Raw genomic sequence first — 2,343 nt, forward strand, 5'->3', positions numbered from 1 at the left:
CGCCGGACGGGCTGGATGCGTCCCGCGTCCCACGGCCGTCACCTGCGGGCGTGATCGGCCTGGCGGCCTCGTCCTCAAACGCCGGACGGGCTGGAATTGTCCGCCGGGCGCCGTCGTCGGCGAGACGGGGAGATTTCGGCCCGTCCGGCCGACGACGGCGAGTCGAGGGCAGTTCAGCCCGTCCGGCGTTTGAGGACGAGGCGCGGAGCGCCGATGACGGGGGAGAGGGGCGGAGCCCCAGACGAGAGGGGCGGGGGGCCGGGGGCGGCAGCCACCGGTTTCGGGAAGGGGCGGGGTTGGGGCGTCCCGCGAGGGCACCACGGCGGTGCGGCCGTTCGTTCGCCTGGTGCGGAGCGACGCCGGGAGGGGTGGGGCAGATGACGGACGGTGAGGGCGAGGTCGTGGGCGACTTCGACATCCGCCGCGCCCCGCAGGGCCACGACATCCGCCGCTTCCCGCAGGGCCACGTGGCCTTCGGGCACGGCGTCCACTTCTGCCTCGGTGCCCCGCTCGCCCGCCTGGAGGGCCGGATCGCGATCGCCTCGCTCCTGGAGCGCTGCCCCGGCCTCGCCCTGGACGGCACGCCCACCGACTGGCGCCCGGGCCTGCTGATCCGGAGTCTGCGGCGACTCGACGTGCGCTGGTAGCAACGCGGCGGTGGCCAAGGGCGGTTACCGACTGGTAGAAGTCTGTCCATGCCCGACGCACCCGATGACGCCGCGCCCCTCGACCTGGCCCTCGCCCGGCGCACCCTCGACGCCCAGCCGTTCAGCCGCCTCGTACGGGCCGAGATCACGGCCTTCGGCGACGGCGCGGCCACGCTGGAGATCGCCCTCCGCGAGGAGCTCCTCCAGCAGAACGGCTTCGCGCACGGCGGCGTGCTGTCGTACGCGGCGGACAACAGCATCACCTTCGCCGCGGGCACGGCACTCGGCCCCGCGGTCCTGACCTCCGGCTTCTCCATCCAGTACGTCCGCCCCGCCGCCGGCGCGCGGCTGGTCGCCCGCGCCACGGTGGCCGACGCGGGCCGCCGCAGGGCGGTGGTGCGCTGCGACCTCTTCGCCGTGGACGAGGACGGCGCCGAGACGTTGTGCGCGCTGGCCCAGGGCACGGTCCGCGCCGTGCGCTGACCCGAAACCGCGGGACCGGGCCGCGGGACCGGGCCGCGGGGGCCGCGCCCGGTCCGGCCCCGCGCCGGACCTCACCCGCCGGGGATCTCCGCCAGCGGCACCACCCGCCGCTGCGCCCGCGACAGCTCGCACGCCTCCGCTATCCGCAGCGCGTGCAGCGCCTCGCGGCCGTCGCAGGGGTTCGCCAGCTCGCCGCGTACGACGTCGACGAACGCGGCGAGCTCCGCCTCGTACGCCGGGGCGAAGCGCTCAAGGAAGCCCGGCCAGGGCTTGTCGGGGGCGGCGGGCCCGTGCGGTTCGACCGAGGTGAGCGGGGTGCGGGCGTCCAGGCCGACCGCGAGCTGCCCGGCCTCGCCCGCCAGCTCCATGCGGACGTCGTAGCCCGCGCCGTTGCAGCGCGTCGCCGTGGCCGTCGCCAGGGTGGAGTCGTCGAGCGTGAGCAGCACCGCCGCCGTGTCGACGTCGCCCGCCTCACGGAACATCGCGGGCCCGGCGTCGGACCCGGTCGCGTACACCTCGGTGACCTCGCGGCCGGTCACCCAGCGCAGGATGTCGAAGTCGTGCACCAGGCAGTCCCGGTACAGCCCGCCGGACAGCGGCAGATAGGCGGCGGGCGGCGGCGCCGGGTCGGAGGTCATGGCCCGCACGGTGTGCAGCCGCCCGAGCGTCCCGGCGCGCACGGCCGCGCGGGCCGCCGCGTACCCGGCGTCGAAGCGGCGCTGGAAGCCGAGTTGCAGCACCGTCCCCGCCGCCTCGACCTCGGCGAGCGCGGCCAGCGTGCCGGGCAGGTCGAGCGCGATGGGCTTCTCGCAGAACACCGGCAGGCCCGCCCGCGCGCCCCGGCCGATCAGCTCCGCGTGCGCCGCCGTCGCCGCCGTGACCACCAGCGCGTCCACGCCCGCCGTGAACACGGCGTCCACCGAGGGCAGCGCCCGCGCGCCGACGCGGTCCGCGAGCTCGGCCGCCCGCCCGGGGGCGGCGTCGGCGACGAGCAGCGACTCCACCCGGGGGTCACGGGCCAGGACGGCGGAGTGGAAGGCGCCGATGCGGCCCGTTCCGATGAGTCCGATACGCATGCGCCCCAACCTGCCGCCCGGCTCTGACCCTGTCAATAATTTGTCCTGACAAAGTCGCGCCGCCCCCCGCGCCGCCCCCCGCGCCGCCCCCCGCCCCGCCGCCGCCGCCGCCGCCCGCGCCGTCTCATGGGGCGCCG

2 protein-coding genes and 1 pseudogene are annotated in these 2,343 nt (G+C 76.9%); 2 read left to right on the forward strand and 1 reads right to left on the reverse strand.

What is annotated here, in order from left to right; all coding sequences use genetic code 11:
- Positions 1–428: 428 nt before the first annotated feature.
- Both IE330_RS39555 and IE330_RS38325 read left to right on the forward strand, forming a co-directional pair.
- Positions 429–647, forward strand: a pseudogene (locus IE330_RS39555) (cytochrome P450); the annotation flags it as partial.
- A gap of 48 nt (positions 648–695) precedes the next feature.
- Entirely contained in the window at positions 696–1,130 is a 435-nt protein-coding gene (locus IE330_RS38325) for a PaaI family thioesterase (RefSeq protein WP_190140796.1), read from the forward strand.
- 71 nt (positions 1,131–1,201) lie between these two features.
- Here the strand turns inward: IE330_RS38325 and IE330_RS38330 are convergent, their stop codons facing one another.
- A complete protein-coding gene (locus IE330_RS38330) occupies positions 1,202–2,206 on the reverse strand; it encodes a Gfo/Idh/MocA family protein (RefSeq protein WP_190140797.1) in 1,005 nt (334 codons plus the stop codon).
- Positions 2,207–2,343: the final 137 nt, after the last annotated feature.

Source organism: Streptomyces longispororuber, assembly GCF_014656095.1.
Taxonomy (GTDB): domain Bacteria; phylum Actinomycetota; class Actinomycetes; order Streptomycetales; family Streptomycetaceae; genus Streptomyces; species Streptomyces longispororuber.